13 protein-coding genes are annotated in these 13,142 nt (G+C 71.2%); 9 read left to right on the forward strand and 4 right to left on the reverse strand.

Annotated features, from left to right (window positions below; all coding sequences use genetic code 11):
• Positions 1–12 precede the first annotated feature (12 nt).
• Genes AC5JJ1_RS02090 through AC5JJ1_RS02100 form a run of 3 tightly spaced genes read left to right on the forward strand, consistent with a single transcriptional unit; the run spans position 13 to position 2,210 of the window.
• On the forward strand, positions 13–792 hold the full coding sequence (locus tag AC5JJ1_RS02090; RefSeq protein WP_495783459.1) for an ATP-binding cassette domain-containing protein: 780 nt from the start codon (positions 13–15) through the stop codon (positions 790–792).
• The gene (locus AC5JJ1_RS02095) at positions 789–1,592 is read left to right on the forward strand and encodes an ABC transporter permease (RefSeq protein ID WP_495783460.1); all 804 of its coding nucleotides are present in this window, start codon (positions 789–791) and stop codon (positions 1,590–1,592) included. The genes AC5JJ1_RS02090 and AC5JJ1_RS02095 overlap by 4 nt, the downstream gene beginning before the upstream one ends.
• A gap of 15 nt (positions 1,593–1,607) precedes the next feature.
• A complete protein-coding gene (locus tag AC5JJ1_RS02100) occupies positions 1,608–2,210 on the forward strand; it encodes a hypothetical protein (protein WP_495783461.1) in 603 nt (200 codons plus the stop codon).
• A gap of 13 nt (positions 2,211–2,223) precedes the next feature.
• Here the strand turns inward: AC5JJ1_RS02100 and AC5JJ1_RS02105 are convergent, their stop codons facing one another.
• The 4 genes from AC5JJ1_RS02105 to AC5JJ1_RS02120 are packed head-to-tail and all read right to left on the reverse strand — an operon-like array spanning position 2,224 to position 5,893.
• Positions 2,224–2,766 (reverse strand): PQQ-dependent catabolism-associated CXXCW motif protein, encoded by a 543-nt coding sequence (locus tag AC5JJ1_RS02105; RefSeq protein WP_495783462.1) that lies wholly within the window; start codon positions 2,764–2,766, stop codon positions 2,224–2,226.
• Positions 2,763–3,572, reverse strand: a complete 810-nt coding sequence (locus AC5JJ1_RS02110) for a substrate-binding domain-containing protein (RefSeq protein ID WP_495783463.1) — start codon at positions 3,570–3,572, stop codon at positions 2,763–2,765. The genes AC5JJ1_RS02105 and AC5JJ1_RS02110 overlap by 4 nt, the downstream gene beginning before the upstream one ends.
• A complete protein-coding gene (locus tag AC5JJ1_RS02115; RefSeq protein ID WP_495783464.1) occupies positions 3,569–4,048 on the reverse strand; it encodes a c-type cytochrome in 480 nt (159 codons plus the stop codon). The genes AC5JJ1_RS02110 and AC5JJ1_RS02115 overlap by 4 nt, the downstream gene beginning before the upstream one ends.
• 54 nt (positions 4,049–4,102) lie before the next feature.
• Entirely contained in the window at positions 4,103–5,893 is a 1,791-nt protein-coding gene (locus tag AC5JJ1_RS02120) for a methanol/ethanol family PQQ-dependent dehydrogenase (RefSeq protein WP_495783465.1), read from the reverse strand.
• Positions 5,894–6,229: 336 nt separating this feature from the next.
• Between AC5JJ1_RS02120 and AC5JJ1_RS02125 the strand changes: the two genes are divergently transcribed.
• The 6 genes from AC5JJ1_RS02125 to pqqE all read left to right on the forward strand — a co-directional run bounded on the left by AC5JJ1_RS02125 (position 6,230) and on the right by pqqE (position 13,096).
• Positions 6,230–6,901 carry a hypothetical protein gene (locus tag AC5JJ1_RS02125; RefSeq protein WP_495783466.1) on the forward strand — a complete coding sequence of 224 codons (672 nt, stop codon included), beginning with the start codon at positions 6,230–6,232 and terminating at the stop codon, positions 6,899–6,901.
• Entirely contained in the window at positions 6,898–7,236 is a 339-nt protein-coding gene (locus AC5JJ1_RS02130) for a hypothetical protein (RefSeq protein ID WP_495783467.1), read from the forward strand. Before AC5JJ1_RS02125 ends, AC5JJ1_RS02130 begins: the two co-directional genes overlap by 4 nt.
• A 76-nt stretch (positions 7,237–7,312) precedes the next feature.
• Positions 7,313–8,992: an NADH-ubiquinone oxidoreductase-F iron-sulfur binding region domain-containing protein gene (locus tag AC5JJ1_RS02135; protein WP_495783468.1), complete on the forward strand. Its 1,680-nt coding sequence runs from the start codon at positions 7,313–7,315 to the stop codon at positions 8,990–8,992.
• Positions 8,989–11,727 (forward strand): formate dehydrogenase subunit alpha, encoded by a 2,739-nt coding sequence (gene fdhF, locus AC5JJ1_RS02140; RefSeq protein WP_495783469.1) that lies wholly within the window; start codon positions 8,989–8,991, stop codon positions 11,725–11,727. The genes AC5JJ1_RS02135 and fdhF overlap by 4 nt, the downstream gene beginning before the upstream one ends.
• A 108-nt stretch (positions 11,728–11,835) precedes the next feature.
• Entirely contained in the window at positions 11,836–11,913 is a 78-nt protein-coding gene (gene pqqA, locus AC5JJ1_RS02145) for a pyrroloquinoline quinone precursor peptide PqqA (protein WP_495783493.1), read from the forward strand.
• Positions 11,914–11,974: 61 nt separating this feature from the next.
• The gene (gene pqqE, locus AC5JJ1_RS02150; RefSeq protein ID WP_495783470.1) at positions 11,975–13,096 is read left to right on the forward strand and encodes a pyrroloquinoline quinone biosynthesis protein PqqE; all 1,122 of its coding nucleotides are present in this window, start codon (positions 11,975–11,977) and stop codon (positions 13,094–13,096) included.
• Positions 13,097–13,142: the final 46 nt, after the last annotated feature.

A 13,142-nucleotide genomic window follows, 5' to 3' on the forward strand; every position in this document is an offset into this window, starting at 1 on the left:
GCGTCCCGCCCGATGCCCGTCGCTCCCCCGGCCGCCGCCGCGACGCCGGCGCTGGAGGTGCAGAAGCTCTCCTTCGCCTATGGCAAGCGCCCGGCGCTGCGCGAGGTGGCGCTGCGGGTCATGCCGGGCGAGTTCACGGTCCTCCTCGGGCCCAATGGCGCCGGCAAGAGCACGCTCTTCGCCCTCATCACCCGGCTGTTCGACGCCCCGGCGGGGGCCGAGATCCGCATCTTCGGCGCGGTGCTGCGGCGGGAGGCGGGGCGGGCGCTGGCCCGGCTCGGCGTGGTGTTCCAGCAGCCGACGCTCGACCCGGACCTCTCGGTGCGCGAATGCCTGCTCTACCACGGGGCGCTGCATGGCCTGCCGCGCGCGGAGGTGGAGGCGCAGACGGCGCGGGAGCTGACGCGGATCGGCCTCGCCGACCGCGCGCGCGAGCGGGTGCGCAACCTCTCGGGCGGCCAGCGGCGGCGCGCCGAGATCGCCCGCGCGCTGCTGACCCGCCCTTCCCTGCTGCTGCTCGACGAGCCGACCGTCGGGCTGGATGCCGCGAGCCGCAGCTTCCTGCTCGACCATGTGCGCGGGCTGTGCCGCGAGGAGGGACTCGCCGTGCTTTGGGCGACGCATCTGATCGACGAGGTGGGCGAGGAGGCGCGGGTGGTCGTGCTGCAGGACGGCGCCGTGCGGGCCGAGGGCATGGTGCCCGAATTGCTGGCGCAGGCCGGCGGTGCGGCGACGGTGGCCGAGGCCTTCACCCGGCTGACCGCAGCGGCGGAGCGGGGGCGTGCCCCATGAGCCCCGCCGCCTGGCTCCGCTGCCTCGGCGGCATCGTGCGGCGGGAGGCGCTGCGCTTCCTGCACCAGCGCGGCCGCTTCTTCTCCGCCCTGGTCCGCCCGCTGGTCTGGCTGGCGATCTTCGCGGCGGGCTTCCGCTTCGTCCTCGGGGTCTCGATCGGCCCGCCCTACGAGACCTACGTGCTCTACGAGGTCTACATCGTGCCGGGCCTCGCCGGGATGGTGCTGCTGTTCCAGGGCATGCAGAGCAGCCTCTCCATGGTCTATGACCGCGAGATGGGCAGCATGCGCGTGCTGCTGACCAGCCCGCTGCCGCGCTGGTGGCTGCTGTTCTCCCGGCTGCTGGCGGCGGTGCTGGTCGGGACAGCGCAGGTCTATGTCTTTCTCGCCATCGCCCGGTTTTGGGAGGTCGAGCCGCCGGCCATCGGCTACCTGACGGTGCTGCCGGCGCTGCTGCTCGCGGGCATGATGCTGGGTGCGCTCGGCCTGCTGCTCTCCTCCTGGATCCGGCAGCTGGAGAATTTCGCAGGGGTGATGAATTTCGTGATCTTCCCGATGTTCTTCGCCTCCTCCGCACTCTACCCGCTCTGGCGGGTGCGGGAGGCGAGCCTCCCGCTCTACTGGGCGTGCCAGGCCAACCCCTTCACCCATGCGGTGGAGCTGATCCGCTTCGCGCTCTATGGCCGCTTCGATCCGGTCTCCTTTTGCGCTGTCGCCTTCGCGCTGCTGGTCTTCGGCGCCTTCGCCGTGCTGGGCTATGACCCGCAGCGCGGCATGCTGGCTCGGCGAGCCGGGGGCTGAGGCGTGCGAGCAGCCGTGACAGCCGGTGCGGCCTTGGCGCTGCTCCTGCTCGCCCTCCTGCCCGCCGCGGCGCAGACCGCGCCCCGCGGGCAGGACCCGGACTGGCCCTGCGTGCAGCGCCTGGTGCCGCGCCTCTCCGCCGCCGCGCTCTGGCCCGGACCGGGGCCGGAGGGCGAGTGGCGCGCCGAGCCGGAGGTTGCGGCGCTGGTCGGGCGCATCATGCCGCGCACCACATCCGAGGCGGAGGGCGTCGCCGCCATCGGCAGCTTCGCCGCGCTCCTCGATGCCGCGGCGCGGCGCCGCCTGCTGCCGCTGGCCTTCGCCGGCGCCCTGGAGGAGACGAACCGGCAGCGGGACGTGCTGATCGAGCAGATCCGCCGCTTCGCCCGTCGCCAGCGCGATCTTGCTGAGCGCGTGCGCAGCCTCGAGGCCGAATTGCGCCCCGGCCCGGAGGATCCTGCCGCGCGGGCCGAGCTGGAACAGCGCCACGGCTTCGCCGCCCGCGCCTTCATCGAGGCGGAGCGGACCATGCGTTACGCCTGCGAGGCGCCGGTAGGGCTGGAGTCGCGCCTGGGCGGCTATGTGCGGGCGCTTCGGGCGGCGCTGCCCGACGGCTAATGCCGGGCGGCGGTTACGGTGCCCCAGGCGCCGGGTGCAGTTCCTCGGTCGGCAAGCCCGCGGCTTCCCAGCCATCCATCCCGTCCCGGTACCAGAGGACGGTGCCGTAGCCCCAGCCGGCGGCGCGCTTGGCTGCATTCCAGCTCATCCAGCAATCGGCCAGGCAGTAGAACACGACCGGCCGGCCGGGATCGCCGCCGGTGGCCCGCGCCAGCACGCTCCGGAACCAGGCCTCGGTGTCAGGCGGGAGGGCGCCCCGGCCGACTTCCGGAAGCCAGAGGCTGCCCGGGATGCCCTGATGCGGACTCGGCCGCCACAGCGTGCTGCCGGGCAGGCCCTGCGGCCGTCGCACGGCGGGCAGCACATCGACCCATACGACCTCCGGCCGGCCGAAAAGGGTCAGCGCTTCCCCGGTATCAATGACGCGGCCGCCGGGCACCTCCGGGGGCGTCGGGGCACGGTAGTCCTCCATGCGGAAGCCATCCGGCGCAGCGATCTCCGCCGCTGCCACGCCGTGCGGGGCGAGCAGCAGGCCGAGAAGGCCGCGCCGGGTCATGGCTGCCGCAGCTGGCCCTGTGCGTCGAGCAGCGGCACGCCGTAGTCCCGCAGGATGCCATCGATCTCGCCTTGGTGCTCGCGGATCACCGCGTTGATGCGGCGCCGCCATTCCGGCTCCTGGCCGCGAACGCCCATGGTGATGCGGAAATCCATCCGGGCCGCGCCCGGCTCGCTCGGCAGCGCCCGCAGCTCGATCGGCAGCCCCTTCACCTTAGCCTGGTAGCCTGCGATCGGGCCCCACACCAGCGCCGCATCGAGCTCGCCCTCGGCAACGGCGCGCACCAGGTCGGCACCTGGGGATTCATGCCGCGTATCGACCGACAGCGGAAAGAAGCGGGTGCTTGTCAGCAGGCCGTTGCGCGCCAGCAGGTCCACCGGCGGCGTGCGTGCAATGGCGCCGATCCTGAGCTGCTTCATGCGCGGGTCGTCCAGCCGTTCCGGCGGCGCCTCGGCTCCGCGCCGGAAGGCGATGACGTAGGTAGTGTGGTAATAGGGGTTGGTGTTCTGCGTCAGCTCGTCGCCGGCGACCGTTCCCATCACCAGGTCGCACCGACCGGCCCGCAGCGTGTTGCGGACGAAGCCCTGCACCTGCGGGAAGAAGACATAGTCCACCTTGCGGTCGAGCGACTGGCCGAGCAGCGCGGCGATGCGGTTCTCGAACCCCTCGCCGCGCTCGTTGGAGAAGGGCAGGTTGGCGGGATCGGCGCAGACGCGGAGCGCATCCGTCGCCACGAGCTCGCCGGTCTGCGCCGCAGCGGGACCCGCGAGCAGCAGCAGGGCGGCGAGCGCGGCAGGCGCCCTCACCTGCCGATCCGCTCCGGCCGGCCGCGGCCGAGCGCCCCATCCGAGCGCGCCTTGAGGTAACCGTAGATGTCGTCGAGATAAAGTACGACGTCCTCGACATGGCCGAAGGAGGGCATGACGTTCTGCTGCGAGGCGTTCACGTTCTGCCGGCCGTTGATCACCGTGTCGGTGAACTGCTCCTGCGTCAGGTGCTTGAGGGATTCGGTGAGGTTCGGCGCATAGGAACTGCCAAGCCCATCCGGGCCGTGGCATTGCATGCATGAATTCCCGTACCGGCGGTAGCCGTTGTAGACGTTGCCGTCCACCTTGCCGTTCTCGATGTGGTAGGGCTTTTCCTCCGCAGCGGAGTCGCTCGCAGCGACAGCAACGCCAAGGCAGAGACTGCCCATGGCCATGACGACGAAAGCCTTAATCATCCGTTCCTCTCCTCGCGGCGCCGTCGTTTCGCAGCGGCCGCAAACAATGCGTGCCGGCATCTCGCTGGATGCCGGCACGACGTGGGGCGGCTTCCGCCGCCCCATCCATCAGTCTCAGTCCGGCAGCGCGAAGACGGTCAGCACGCCGCCGAGCTGTGTATAGTCGGACAGCGCCCTGTAGGCGCCGACCGCACCGAGCCCCTCCGTCGCGTTGGTCAGGCCGGCCGCCATGCCGATGCCGGCCCAGCCGCCGACGCCGGAGAGCACGCCGATATACTGCTTGCCACGATGGGTGAAGGTGTTGACGTTGCCGATGATGCCGGAGGGCGTGCGGAAGCTGAACAGCTCCTTCCCGTCACGCGTGTCCACCGCCTTCAGGTAGCCCTCCAGCGTGCCGTAGAAGACGATGTCGCCTGCCGTGGCCAGCGCGCCCGACCAGACCGAGAAGCGCTCGGGCTTCGACCAAACGATCTTGCCCTGGCCCGCATCCCAGGCGATGAAGTTGCCCATGTTGTCCGAACCCTGCGGCGGGAACATGGACAGGGTCGCACCGATGAAGGGCTGCCCCGCCGTGTAGGATACGCGGAACGGCTCATAGTCCATGCAGACATGGTTCGTCGGCACATAGAACATGTTCGTGCGCGGCGAGAAGGATGCCGGCTGCTGGTCCTTGCTGCCGAGCGCCGCGGGGCAGATGTTGCGGGTGTTCTGGTCCTCGCCTCCCGCCCGGGTCGAGAATTCGCGCACCACCTGCGGACGGCCGGTCTCCATGTCGACATGCGAGGCCCAGTTCACCGCCGGATCGTATTTCTGCGCGACCAGGAGCTGGCCGTTCTCGCGGTTCAACGTGTAGCCGAAGCCGTTGCGGTCGAAATGCACCAGGGCCTTGGGGACGCGCTGATTGCCGACCTGGAGGTTGTCCACCAGGATCATCTCGTTGACGCCGTCGTAGTCCCACTCGTCGTGGGGCGTCATCTGATAGACCCAGCGGGCCATGCCGGTGGTGGCGTCGCGGGCGAAGATCGTCATGGACCAGCGGTTGTCGCCCGGACGCTGCGACGGGTTCCAGGTGCCGGGATTGCCGGAGCCGTAATAGATCAGGTTGAGCTGCGGGTCGTAGCTGAACCATCCCCAGGTGGCGCCGCCGCCGAGCCGCCACTGGTCGCCCTCCCAAGTGCGGAGCGAGCTGTTGGCGCCGACCGGCTGCCCGAGATGCATGGTCTTCTGCGGATCGAACAGGATCTCGTTGTCCGGGCCGACCGAATGGGCCCGCCAGGCCATGGAGCCGTCCCGCAGGTTGTAGGCGGTGACATGCCCGCGGATCCCGTACTCGCCGCCCGAGATGCCGACCAGGACCTTATCGCCGAAGACCATCGGCGCCATGGTCGAGGTCTCGCCCTTGCCCGGGTCGCCGTTCTTGAGCTTCCAGATCTCGCGGCCGGTCTTGGCATCGAGGGCGACCAGGGTGGTGTCGGCCTGGCTCAGGATGATCTTGCCATCCGCATAGGCCACGCCGCGATTCACCGTGTCGCAGCACATGACGCCGATGACGCTCGGGTCCTGCGACGGCTCGTAGCGCCAGACGGTCCGGCCCGGATTGTTCAGATCGAGCGCGAAGACCCGGTTCGGGAAGGGCGTGTGGATGTACATCATGTCGCCGATGACGAGCGGGCCACCTTCATGGCCGCGCAGCACGCCGGTCGAGAATTGCCAGGACGGGCGGAGGTTGCGCACGTTGTCGCGGTTGATCTGGTTCAGTTCGCTGTACCGCCACGAGCTGTAGTTGCCGTTCGGCATGACCCATTGGTTCGGGTCCTGCTGAAGACGGAGAAGTTCTTCATTGGCGAAGGCGCTGCCGGAAAAGGCCAAAACCGTCGCCGCCGCGATGGCAAGTCGTCTCAACATCGTTTCCTTCCCCTTATGCCCGGCGCGTCATTTCGCGCGCCGCCATCCCTTGTCTTCGACAACCGCGCATTGGCGGGTGCGGCGCGACAGCCTTCGTGCACTGGCAGTCCGCGCTGTGCCGCTTGCAAGCTAGGGTCGTGATCGGGAGCGCCGCAAGCAAGACGAACAGCATGAGCCGCACACGAAATCGACAGCAAGTAAACGGCGCTGCACTGCACCCGTGGTGGTGGCATCCGATTGCGGTTGGCCCCCGCCGATTGTAGGGCTAGTCTCTCGTCAAGAATGCTGGCCACAGTCGAAACAAGCACGGCGACTATGCTGACGGGGAGGAGCAGGATGTTGAAGCGACGAGGTGCTCTGGCACTCGCCGCGCTGGCGCTTTCACGGGAAGTGGCCGCGGAGGATGTCGTCCTCTCGCCCGCCCAGATCGCCCTGTTCGAGACGCCTCACCTGGACAATCTGGAGCCGCCGGTCCGCCTCGACTACGTCTTCCGCCGCGAGGAAACCGGCCGGCCCGTCGTCGAGGACAGCATCCGGCTCCAGGTCCGCGCCTCGGCCGAGGCGCGGCGGCGCGATGTCGTGGTCGAGTTCCTCACCGGGCCACGCGCCATCCACTATCCGCCGGCGACCGGATTTCGCGGCAATCCGCTGCTGCTCTTCGCCCTCGACCGCGATGCGCGCGAACTGAGCGCCGCGACCGGCGGCTCGATGATGTGGTTCCGCAACCGCATCCGCCGCGCCGTCGCGGAGGCCGCCGAGTTGCGGGCGGGCACCGTGGCCGTCGGCGGGCAAAGCCTTCCCGCAACGGAGATCCTGTTCAGGCCCTTCACCGGGGAGCCGCGCGCGCGCCGGTACCAGGCCATGCAGTTCGACCTTCTGCTGTGCGACGCGCTGCCGGGGCGCCTCCACAGCATCCGCACCGAGATTCCGGAGGGCGTGGGGGGCGGCCAGGTCGTGGAAAGCATCGTCTTCGCCGGCACCGCCCCATTGCCGGCGGTCGCGCAATGAGCCGCAGCACGCTGGTCCTTGCCGCGGTGCTGTCGGCCTCGGCCGCCGCCGCGGCGAATGATTTTCCGACCGTGGCCCGGGCGGACTACGTGCTCGGCTGCATGGCGGCCAACGGCAACACACGGCTCGCGCTCGAGCGCTGCGCCTGCAGCCTCGATGCCGTCGCCGAACAGCTGCCCTATGCTCGTTACGAAATTGCCGAGACGGCCCTCAGGATGCAGGCAGGCAATCTCGGCGAACGCGCCGCCGAGTTCCGTGACCCGCCGCAGATCCGCGCCGCGGTCGAGGAGTTGCGCCGGGCCCAGGCGGAGGCCACCTTGCGCTGCTTCCAGTAGAAGAAGGCCGGCATCGCGCCCCGGCAAAGGCGCCACCACAGGAATCGAACGGCGTGAGATCGAGATCAAGGTTGCAATGGCGGATGGACTGAGCGGCAAGAAGGCCAGCGCGCCGCGGCGCGGACCACGTGGACGGCAAGCAAGCGAGACCGACCGCGCCGCCGTCGCATCAGCGATCGCGGGCCTGGCGCCGGCGCAGGACATGCTCATCGAGCACCTCCACGCGCTGCAGGATCGGCATGGCGGGTTGCGCGCCGGGCATCTCGTGGCCTTGGCGGAGTCGCTGCGCCTGGCGCCCGTCGAGGTCTTCGAGGTGGCCAGCTTCTATCATCATTTCGAGATGCTGGAGGACGCGGCACCGGCATCCGCGCCGCTGACGATCCGGGTCTGCGACAGCCTCCCGTGCCAGCTTGCCGGTGGCGGCGCGCTGCTCGATGCGCTTAGCGCCGCCCCGCCGCCCGGAACCCGGGTCGTCGCCGCGCCATGCATGGGCGCATGCCACCGCGCGCCGGCCTGCGCCCTCGGCCACGACCTCGTCGAACGGGCGACGTATTCCACGGTCACCGCCGCCGTGCAGGGCGGCCCGCCGGCGCTGCCGTCGCCGCCCGGTCTCGACGCCTATCTGGCGCGCGGCGGCTATGCGGCGCTGCGGACCGTGCGGCAGGCCGGCGACGCCGGACGGGAAGCAATGCTCGCCACGCTGGAGGCGGCCTCGCTCCGCGGCCTGGGCGGGGCCGGCTTCCCGACCTCGCGCAAGTGGCGGCTGGTGCTCTCGCAGCCCGGGCCGCGCCATGTCGTCGTCAATGCCGATGAGGGCGAGCCCGGCACCTTCAAGGACCGCCACTGCCTCGAGACCGAGCCGCACCGCGTGCTGGAGGGCATGTTGATCGCCGCCCATGCCGTCGGGGCCGAGGCCTGCTGGATCTATCTGCGCGACGAGTATCCGCATCTCCGCCACGCGCTGGCGCATGAGATCGCAGCGCTCGACGCGGCCGGGATCGCGGGGCTGCCGATCCATCTTCGCCGCGGCGCGGGCGCCTATATCTGCGGGGAGGAAACGGCCCTGCTCGAAAGCCTGGAGGGGCGCCGCGGCTATCCGCGGCACAAGCCGCCCTTCCCCGGCGAGCATGGGCTCTTCGGCCACCCGACCCTGATCCACAATGTCGAGACGCTGTGGTTCCTGCCGGAGGTGCTGGGCGAGCCCGACGGCGCTGCGCACTTCGCCGGGCACGGGCGGCGGGGGCGGCGGGGCCGGCGCTTCTTCAGCGTCTCCGGCCGGGTGCGGAACCCGGGCGAGAAGCTGGCGCCCGCCGGCGTCACCGTGCGCGAACTCATCGAGGAGTTTTCCGGGGGCATGGCGGAGGGCCACCGCTTCGCGGCCTATCTGCCGGGCGGCGCCTCGGGCGGCATCCTGCCTGCCTCGATGGCGGACCTGCCGCTCGATTTCGGCACGCTCGATTCGGTGGGCTGCTTCGTCGGCTCCGGCGCGGTCGTCATCCTGTCGGACCGGGACAACCTGGCGGAAGCGGCGCGCAACCTGGTGCGCTTCTTCCGCGACGAGAGCTGCGGCCAGTGCACGCCCTGCCGCGTCGGCACCGCTAAGGCCGACGCCCTGCTGCGCGCCCCGCGCTGGGACCGCGCGCTGCTTGAGGAGCTGGCGGCGGCGATGGCGGATGGCTCGATCTGCGGCCTTGGCCAGGCGGCGATGAACCCCGTGCGCAGCCTGCTGCGCCACATGCCGGAGGCGGTGCCGTGACCCGCTTTACCCTGGATGGCCACGAGGTCGAGGCCGCGCCCGGCGAGACGATCTGGACCGTGGCGCAGCGCGAGGGGGTGGAGATCCCGCATCTCTGTCACCTGCCGCGGCCGGGCTACCGGCCGGACGGCAATTGCCGCGCCTGCATGGTCGAGGTCGAGGGCGAGCGGGTGCTCGCCGCCTCCTGCATCCGCATCCCCCGCGAGGGCATGGTGGTGCGGAGCGCGAGCGAGCGGGCCGCCCGCGCCCGGCGCATGGTCTTCGAGCTGCTGCTGGCCGACCAGCCGGGGCAGGAGGCGCGCGACGCGACCGGCGGCTTCGCCCGCTGGACGGAGCGTCTCGGCGTCACCCGGTCCCGTTTCGCACCCGAGGAGGCGCGTCCGACGCCGGATCTCTCGCATCCCGCCATGGCGGTGCAACTCGATGCCTGCATCCAGTGCGGCCTTTGCGAGCGCGCCTGCCGCGAGGTGCAGCACAACGACGTCATCGGCCTGGCGGAACGCGGCATGGCGGTGACCGTCAGCTTCGACCTGCTGGACCCCATGGGCAGCTCGACCTGCGTCGCCTGCGGCGAATGCGTGCAGGCTTGCCCGACCGGCGCGCTGCTGCCGAAATCGGTGCTGGACGGGGCCGGCCGCCGGGCCGCGCCGCCGGAGCGCGAGGTCGCCAGCATCTGCCCCTATTGCGGCGTCGGCTGCCAGGTCGGCTTCCGGGTGCGCGAGGACCGCATCGAGGAGGTGGTCGGCCGCGACGGCCCGTCCAACCAGGGGCGGCTCTGCGTGAAGGGACGCTTCGGCTTCGGCTACTTGACCCATCCCGACAGGCTGACGCGGCCGCTGGTCCGCATCGAGGGTGCAGCCAAGGACCCGGCCGATTGCCTGGACCCCCGTGCCGCGCGCGGCAAGTTCCGCGAGGCGAGCTGGGAGGAGGCGCTCGATCGCGCCGCCGCCGGCCTCGCCCACATCCGCGACACGCGGGGGCCGAATGCGCTCGCCGGCTTCGGCTCGGCCAAGGGCTCTAACGAGGAGGCCTATCTGTTCCAGAAGCTGGTGCGCACCGGCTTCGGCACCAACAATGTCGACCACTGCACCCGGCTCTGCCATGCGGCGAGCGTGGCGGCGCTGCTGGAGGGCATCGGCTCGGGCGCCGTCACGGCGCCCTTCACCGCGGCGCGCGAGGCCGAGGTGATCGTCGTCATCGGTGCGCGGCCGACCGAGAACCACCCGGTCGCGGCCACCTACCTGAAGGACGCGGCGGCCCGTGGCGCGGCGCTGGTCACCATGGACCCTCGCGGCAGCGCGCTGGACCGCCATGCCGCCGAGGTGGTCCGATTCGCGCCAGGCCGCGACGTTGCCGTGCTGAACGCCATGCTCCACACGGTGATCGCGGAGGAGCTGTACGACCGCCAATACGTCGCCGCCCATACCGAGGATTTCGCGCTGATCCGCGACCATGTCGCGGCCTATGCGCCGGAGGCGATGGCCCCGATCGCCGGTGTCCCCGCCGAGCAGCTCCGGCGCGTCGCCCGCCTTTATGCCCGCGCGGGATCGGCCATGATCCTTTGGGGCATGGGCATTTCGCAGTCCACCCACGGCACGGACAATACCCGCTGCCTGATCGCGCTGGCGCTGCTCTGCGGCCAGGTCGGGCGGCCCGGCACGGGGCTGCACCCGCTGCGCGGCCAGAACAACGTGCAGGGCGCCTCGGATGCCGGGCTGATCCCGATGATGTTCCCAGATTACCGCCGGACCGGGGACGACGCGGCGCGGGCGCATCTGGAGCGGCTCTGGAACGCACGGCTCGACCCGCGGCCGGGCCTGACGGTGGTGGAGATCATGCACGCTGCCGAGCGGGGCGAGATCACCGGCATGTACGTCATGGGCGAGAACCCGGCCATGTCGGACCCGGATGTCGCGCATGCCCGCGCCGCGCTGGCGCGGCTCGACCATCTGGTCGTGCAGGACCTGTTCCTGACCGAGACCGCGGCGCTGGCCGATGTGGTGCTGCCCGCCTCCGCCTGGCCGGAGAAGGACGGCACGGTGACCAACACCAACCGCCAGGTGCAGCTGGGCCGGGCCGCCGTGCCGCCGCCGGAGGGCGTGCGGCAGGACCTCGCCATCATCGTGGGGCTCGCCCGGCGGCTCGGCCTCCCCTGGGACTATGAGCATCCGCACGACGTCTTCCCGGAGATGGCGGAGGCCACGCCGTCCCTCGCCAACATCACTTGGGAGCGGCTGGAGCGGGAGGGCAGCGTCACCTATCCCTGTGCCGGGCCGGACCAGCCGGGGCAGGAGATCGTCTTCGGCGACCGCTTCCCGACCGAATCGGGCCGCGCCCGCTTCGTCCCCGCCGGCCTCGCCGACCCGGCGGAGATGCCGGACACGCAGTTTCCCTTCGTCCTCACCACGGGCCGCCAGCTCGAGCACTGGCATACCGGCACCATGACGCGCCGCGCCGGCCCGCTGGACGCGCTGGAGCCGGGCCCGACCGCCGCCCTGGCACCCGCCGAGCTGGCGCGGCTCGGCCTCTCGCCCGGGGACCGCGTGCGCCTCGCCACGCGCCGAGGCGCCATCGAGCTGGCGGCGCGGGCCGATCCGGCCCTGCCGGATGGGCTGGTCTTCGTCCCCTTCGCCTTCCGCGAGGCGGCGGCGAACCTGCTGACGACCCCCCAGCTCGACCCATGGGGGAAGATCCCGGAGTTCAAATTCTGCGCGGTCCGGGTGGAACGCGCCTGAAAGTCGGTCAATGCCGCGCCCCCCGCTTGATCGTTCCAGGGTTGCCGCCCCACTCTAGGATCAGTGCAACCTGGGCGCTTTGCCCGCCTGCACCTAAGGGAGAACCGCATGTCTTGGAAGAAGCCCCGCGTCGTTGAGGTTTGCCTCGGCCTCGAGATCAACGCCTACGCCCTCGCAACCATCTGACCGGGTGCCGCCGCGGGATGGCCGCGGCGGCATTCCGCCCTCGTCGAGTACCAGCATGGCCATGGTCGAGACTGCCGCTGCGGCACCGCTTGGCCTGCTGGCCGAGCTGACCCACCGCTGCCCGCTGCGCTGCCCCTACTGCTCCAACCCCCTGGAGCTGTCCCGCGCCTCGGCCGAGATCGATGCCGCGACCTGGGGACGCATCTTCCGCGAAGCCGCCGATCTGGGCGTGCTGCAGGTGCATCTCTCGGGCGGCGAGCCCACGGCGCGGCGCGACCTTCCGGACATCTTGCATCACGCAGCGACGGCAGGGCTCTACACCAACCTGATCACCTCGGGCGTGCTGACCGATGCGGCGCGCCTCGATGCCCTGGTCGCGGCCGGGCTGGACCATGTGCAGCTCTCGGTGCAGGACGCGGAGCCGGGCTCGGCCGACCGCATCGGCGGCCTCGCCGGCGGGCATGTGAAGAAGCTCGCCTTCGCGGAGCTGGTCCGCGCCTCCGGCCTGCCGCTGACGCTGAACGCCGTGGTGCACCGGCAGAACCTCGAGCGCTTGCCCGACCTGATCGAGCTGGCGCTGAGGCTCGGGGCCGGGCGGCTGGAGGTGGCGCATGTCCAGTATTACGGCTGGGGCTTCCGCAACCGCGCCGCGCTCCTGCCGACCCGCGCCCAGCTCGAGGCGGCGACCGCGACGGTCGAGGAGGCCCGGGCCAGGCTGAGGGGGCGCCTGGTGATCGACTATGTGGTGCCCGACTACTATGCCCAGCGCCCGAAGCCCTGCATGGGCGGCTGGGGCCGGCAGTTCATCGCCGTCTCGCCCACCGGCCGCGCCCTGCCCTGCCACGCCGCCGAAGGCCTGCCCGGCTTCGACTTCCCCGACTTGCGGGTGACCTCGCTGCGCGAGGCCTGGGAGCATTCCGAGGCCTTCAACCGCTTCCGCGGCACGGCCTGGATGCCCGAGCCCTGCCGCGGCTGCGACCGGGCGGAGCAGGACTGGGGCGGCTGCCGCTGCCAGGCCTTCGCCCTGACCGGCGACGCCGCGGCCACCGATCCTGCCTGCGCCCTCTCGCCCAACCATGCGCTGCTCGACCTGGCGGTGCGCGAGGCCTCGGCCGCGACCGATGCCTTCACCTACCGCGAGATGGGCCGCTCCGCCGCTGCGGCCGCCGAACCGGCGGGATAGCGCGGTGCCCGCCCTCGGCCGTCGCTGCCTGATGGCCGGGTGTGGC

The organism is Belnapia sp. (genome assembly GCF_059504005.1).